The following is a 2,558-nucleotide window of genomic DNA, read 5'->3' as shown; positions in this document are numbered from 1 at the left end:
GAAGACCGGCGGGTCTTTCTGCACGACCCCACCGGTCCAGCCGCCTATAATGCCTTGCGAACCAGCCTGCACCGGCTCTGGCTCAAACCCCTGGTGCATACCGACCCCGATGTAGCCTACTTCCGTACCCGCTACAATCTGCTGAATTCCGCACAACGAGCGGTGCTGCAAGACCTGGCGCTGGTATCGGGTTTCAAGGCCACCTCCGACCCTCCAGAGTGGCTGGATGATGAGGAACGGGAGCAGCTTCGAGAATGGCTCGAGGCCCATCTCCCCATCGAGCAAACCGGCCCGTACGCTTTCAGGATTGGCGAACGAGAGGTGGATTTCTCGAGCTGGCTCGAGCTGTAACCCGGCCTGGTCTGCACCGGGCCCAGGGGTCAGCATTTATGCTTCCGCCAAATGATCGAGGTTCTCGTGCACAAACGCATATTTGAAAAAAAAGATGGCCGCTTGCTTTACCTTTACGGCCTAAAACCTCACACCCTGCCCCCGCTCGAGGAAGGCGAAAACACCGGGCAAGCCCAGTCCCATGCCCGCTGGCATCCGCTCCGGCAGGAGTGGGTGGTATTCGCAGCCAGCCGCCAGGGACGAACATTTTTGCCACCCAGGGAGTACGATCCGCTGGCCCCCAGCAAACCGGGGGGCTTCCCTACCGAAATTCCTTTTGAAGATTTTGAGATTGCGGTCTTTCAGAACCGTTGGCCCTCGCTCTCCCCCAACGCGGGCGAAGTCCCCCGCGACCTGGCGACCCCTGTCCGCGATGCCCATGGCGACTGCGAAGTGATCGTGTTTACACCCGAACATAGCGGCAGCATCGCCACCCTTAGCCAAGAGCGGCGTGAATTGCTGGTGCGCGTCTGGGCCGACCGATACCGCGACCTCTATGCCCGCGAAAACATCCAGTATGTGATGCCCTTCGAGAACCGAGGTGAACCCATTGGGGTCACGTTGCACCACCCCCACGGACAGATCTACGCCTATCCCTGGATTCCGCCCATTCTGCAAAAAGAGCTGGATGCCTTTCAAAAGAGCCCGGTACTGCTAAACCTGCTGCCTCAGCTATCCCCATACACGGTGCTGGAAGATGCGCACACCATGGCCTGCATTCCCCCCTACGCCCGCTACCCCTACGAGGTGCTGGTCTTTTCCAAGCAATTCCGCCCTGGCCCATGGGCTTTCAGCCGAGCGGAAACCCGCAGTTTTGCAGAAATGCTGGGCCAGGTAGTGCAAAAACTGGACCACCTCTTTGGGAAACCGATGCCCTACGTCATGGCCCTGCACGCCGCGCCCAAAGGCGCCGAGGAAGTCTTCCATTTCCATGTGGAGTTCTACCCGGCCTTGCGCACTGCCGACAAGCTGAAATACCTGGCCGGAACCGAGATTGCTGCTGGAACTTTTGCCATGGATGCACTACCTGAAGAGACCGCCAAGACCCTGCGAGAAGTGAGCATCTGATTGAATAGGGCTTGATAAGCCAAATGCTTTTTCCTCTGCATCCTACTTCCATCCGTGCCATTTTCCAGGGGCGCCACCCTGCTGGCAAGTGTCCGTGCTATATTACTTATATATTTTTGGAATAGAAAGGTGTTAGCATAAGCCATGAACACCACAGCGCTGGCCCGCCTTCGTTCCTGGATGGAAACCCAGGGCTTTGCGCGTTTTTTCGTGCAACAGCCGGAAAACTTTGCCTGGCTTACTGGCGGCGACAATACGGTGGTCACCTTTCGCCCGGTGGGGGCCTGGTTGGAAATTTCCCCCGACACCCTACGCTTACATTCCTCGCAAATCGAGGCCGGTCGCCTGTTGGACGAAGAGGTACCCGGTATGGAGGTCGTGCGCTACGCCTGGTATAGCCCGCCGTCCTCGGAAGGGCCCAACGATGTGGAGCATGATCTCACCCCGTTGCGGCTGGTGCTCTCCAGGGAAGAGCAGGATCGCTACCGTGTATTGGGCCTGGATGCGGCCACTGCCCTGGGTGAGAGCATCCGCTTTGCCGACCCCGGCTGGAGCGAGTACGACCTGGCGGGGGCTATTGCCGAAGAACTCCTGTCCAAAGGCATTCAGCCTCTGGTACTGCTGGTGGCGGGCGAAGAACGCCTGTTCCGTTACCGTCACCCCATCCCTAAGCAACGCCCGTTGGGACGGCTATTTATGGGTGTTATCTGTGGGCGGCGGCACGGACTGATCGCCAACGTAAGCCGGTTGCGCAGCTTTGGACACCCCGAAGCCAGGGCCCTGGGCGAGCAGATCTGCCAGGTAGAAGCCGCTGCACTGGATGCCTCCCAGCCTGGAGCCACTTTGGGCGAGGTGTTGGAAAAAATTCGTGCCGGCTACAACGCGATTGGCCGTGCGAGCGAGTTCGAGAACCACCACCAGGGCGGCCTGACCGGCTATCGCAGCCGCGAGGTACTGGCCCGACCTGGCAACCCCACCAGACTGGAAGCAGGCATGGCCCTGGCCTGGAACCCCAGCCTGCCTGGCGCAAAGGTCGAGGACACTTTCTTGTTGACCGAAGCTGGGCTGGAAAACCTCACTGCCGACCTCAGATGGCCCAT

General features: G+C 59.5%; 2 protein-coding genes and 1 pseudogene. All 3 read left to right on the top strand.

Annotated features, from left to right (window positions below):
• A pseudogene (locus Q0288_RS17400) lies at positions 1-351 on the top strand (alpha-galactosidase); the annotation flags it as partial.
• A gap of 51 nt (positions 352-402) precedes the next feature.
• Entirely contained in the window at positions 403-1,458 is a 1,056-nt protein-coding gene (gene galT / locus Q0288_RS17395; protein WP_299433492.1) for a galactose-1-phosphate uridylyltransferase, read from the top strand.
• A gap of 144 nt (positions 1,459-1,602) precedes the next feature.
• Positions 1,603-2,558 (top strand): aminopeptidase P family protein (locus tag Q0288_RS17390; RefSeq protein ID WP_299433489.1); only part of this gene is annotated, 956 nt, incomplete at its 3' end.

Origin of the sequence: uncultured Meiothermus sp., from assembly GCF_937863175.1 — a bacterium.
Classification (GTDB): Bacteria; Deinococcota; Deinococci; order Deinococcales; family Thermaceae; genus Meiothermus.
This window is presented reverse-complemented; position numbering and strand designations above follow the sequence as displayed.